The following is a 2577-nucleotide window of genomic DNA, read 5'->3' on the forward strand; positions in this document are numbered from 1 at the left end:
TGGCGCGGGCGCTCGGGGCCCGGGTGACACGGAGCGACGATCTCACCGCGCTGGCGTTGTTCTGGTCCGGGGCGCCCACCGAGGACGCCGCGCTGCGCTCCGAGAGCCTGCCGGACGGCTGGTGCTACGCCGCGCCGCTGTCGGGGGAGCGGCTGGTCACTGTTTTCCTGACCCCTGCCGCCGCGCTGCCCAGAGGCGCCGCCGCGCGCAGGGCGCTGGCGTTGGAGCGCATCTCCGAGAGCCGCCTCGCGGGCGGGCTCTGCGCACCGGCCCGAGGGCTTCCGCGCCATGGCGGCGGGGAGCCAGGTCACCGAGCCGAGTTTCGGTCCCGGCTGGGCCGCCATCGGCGACGCGGCCATGGCGTTTGATCCGCTGGCCTCCGCGGGCATGACCAAGGCGCTGCTCGACATCCGCGAGACCGTGGGAGACCGGGCGCTTGCGCCCGACGCCCTAGCCGAGCGCCGCCGCGACCGCTTTGCCGCCTACCTTGCCGAACTCAGCGACGTCTACGCCGCCGAGCAGCGCTTTGGCGGCCCGTTCTGGACGCCGCGTCAGTCGTCGTAGGTGCCGGCCAGCGTGTGGCCCATGCGCGCCATGCGGAAGAACTCGCGCTGCGCGTGGCTCTGCCAACCGGCCTCCTGCGCGGCGCGATCCTCGGGCGTGTCGGGTGCCTCGCGCGCGAGGCCCGCCATCGCCGCGACGCCCCGCAGCTTCAGACCGGCGGTCGCGGCACCGAGGACCTCGACATACAGCTCGGAGGGCACGCCCGGCAGGGCGTCGGGGCCCGGACGACGTTCGATCACGCCCCTTTCGCCGAAATGCGACACCATCGAGGTCATCTCGTCGGGCCCGTATTTCTGCAGCGGGACGTACCAGTTGCGCCGCTCGGCAAAGGCCTGCTGGCGGGTCGCTTCGTCGAGCGTGCCGTCCATGACCCGCGCGTAATTCTCGGCGGTCAGCACGTGGTTCGGCACCCGCACCGGCCAGAAGGTCGGCAGGTTCGGATCGTAGCCGCGGTTGTAGCCTGACCGGCAACTCGCGGTATCCGCCTGCCACGGCAGCGCCATCCAGCGCGTCAGCCCGCCGGGCACCTGCGCGTTCAGCGGCCCGTCGGGCCCGAGCGCGCGTGCGCTGGTGAGCATGGCGCCGTAATCGGGCTCGGGGTCGTTGGCGGGGCGGGCACGGATGCGGAAGGGCTTCTCCCAGATCGAGATATGGCGCAGGGGCCACGTCACCTCGATACCCGGGTGGAACGCGTCGGCGAGGCAGAAGTGCAGCGCCGCGCGGTCGAGCGTCGAGGGCTGGTCGGCCAGCGCCACCGCGTCGATGCTGTCGGGCCCGGGCGCGACCTGTCCCCAATCCTCGGTGAAGTCGCCGGCCACCCATTTCTGCATCCGCGCCGCCGCCGCGGGCCAGAGCGGCAGGCCGTTGGCCGGCAGCGACGGCGGGAAGGTCCCGAAGGCATCGCCGTAGAGCCATGGCCAGCTGCGAAGCGCCACGCCGTCGCCCGAGACCGGGCGGAAGGCGTTGAAGATGTCGCGCCGCAGGCCGCGGTAGACATCCGCCGCGCCGTGCTTCCGGGCCAGCCGGTCGATCAGCGCGGGATCGTGGAAATCCATCGGACCGCCTGCGCCGAAATAGGCTGCAAAGCCCTGGTTCACCCATTGATGCGCGGTCATGCGCTCGAGCAACGGGTAGATGTCGCGGGTGAACGAGACCTCGGCCGCGGGCGGCGTCCAGCCGGCCTCTTCCCAGAGCTCGGTCAGCAGGTCCAGCATGGTACGCCAGCCGATCAGGTCGCGGGCGTAGTTCGGCGGCGCGATCACCACCCAGGCGCCCTCGCAGGGCACGGTGTTGCCGTCGATGCGGACGCTCGCGGTCACCGGCCCGTCGCAGGCCTCGTCGTACCAGCCGGTGGCGTTGCCGAAGGCGTCCGTCTCGGAGGGGACATAGACCGGCAGCCCGGTCGGAGAGCCCGAGACGCCGAGCCCGCTCAACACGCGCAGCCGCCCCGTGGCATCGGTGTGCAGCTCGCCGATCATCGCGTCGGCGGACTGGCCCTGGTAGGTGAAGGTGCCGTGCAGCTCCTGCTCGGCACCCGCGCCCGTGACCGAGTGCGGCCCCGGGTCGATGGTCAGGTCGGAGCGCTGGTCCGCCGGGTAGTCCGGGTTGCGCCGCTCGAGCGAGAAATCCGCCGCCGCGGGCAGGTCCATGGCGGCGCGCAGCTTGTACCAGCTGGCCTTGCGGGCGGCGAGATGCGCGGTCCAGGTGATCTCGGCGTTGGCGGGGGTCAGTTCGGCCACCACGTTGCCTTCGCCGTCATAGCCGTAGATGCGGAACTCCGCCGCCTCGCGCTTCAGCAGGCCATCTGCATGAGAGCTGCCGGGCGCCGCGGGGGCGGGCGACATCACCTGAGGCCCGACGTAATACTCCCGTGCATTGCCCATACGGGCGATCCCGAGGCCGGGGTGGATGGCGGCGCGTACGATGGGTCCGGGCATGTCAGGCTCCTCCTTCTGACGGGGTCATGGATGGTGATGGCGGCGGGCTTGGACTCTGGTCGGGTGCGCGCCGCAG

At 72.1% G+C, this 2577-nt stretch carries 3 protein-coding genes; 2 read left to right on the top strand and 1 reads right to left on the bottom strand.

Annotation, left to right across the window (positions count from 1 at the left end; all coding sequences use genetic code 11):
• Together HC022_RS23815 and HC022_RS23820 are read left to right on the top strand one after the other, a co-directional pair.
• Positions 1-368: hypothetical protein (locus HC022_RS23815; protein WP_217704098.1), on the top strand; the 368-nt coding region annotated here is incomplete at its 5' end.
• On the top strand, positions 358-564 hold the full coding sequence (locus HC022_RS23820) for a hypothetical protein (protein ID WP_167454052.1): 207 nt from the start codon (positions 358-360) through the stop codon (positions 562-564). The genes HC022_RS23815 and HC022_RS23820, both read left to right, overlap by 11 nt.
• Here the strand turns inward: HC022_RS23820 and HC022_RS23825 are convergent.
• Complete coding sequence (locus HC022_RS23825; protein WP_167454053.1) at positions 552-2501, bottom strand: LodA/GoxA family CTQ-dependent oxidase; 1950 nt, start codon at positions 2499-2501, stop codon at positions 552-554. The two genes, HC022_RS23820 and HC022_RS23825, sit on opposite strands and share 13 nt — an antisense overlap.
• Positions 2502-2577: the final 76 nt, after the last annotated feature.

The organism is Salipiger sp. HF18 (genome assembly GCF_011806505.1).
In the GTDB taxonomy this organism is placed as follows: Bacteria; Pseudomonadota; Alphaproteobacteria; order Rhodobacterales; family Rhodobacteraceae; genus Salipiger; species Salipiger thiooxidans.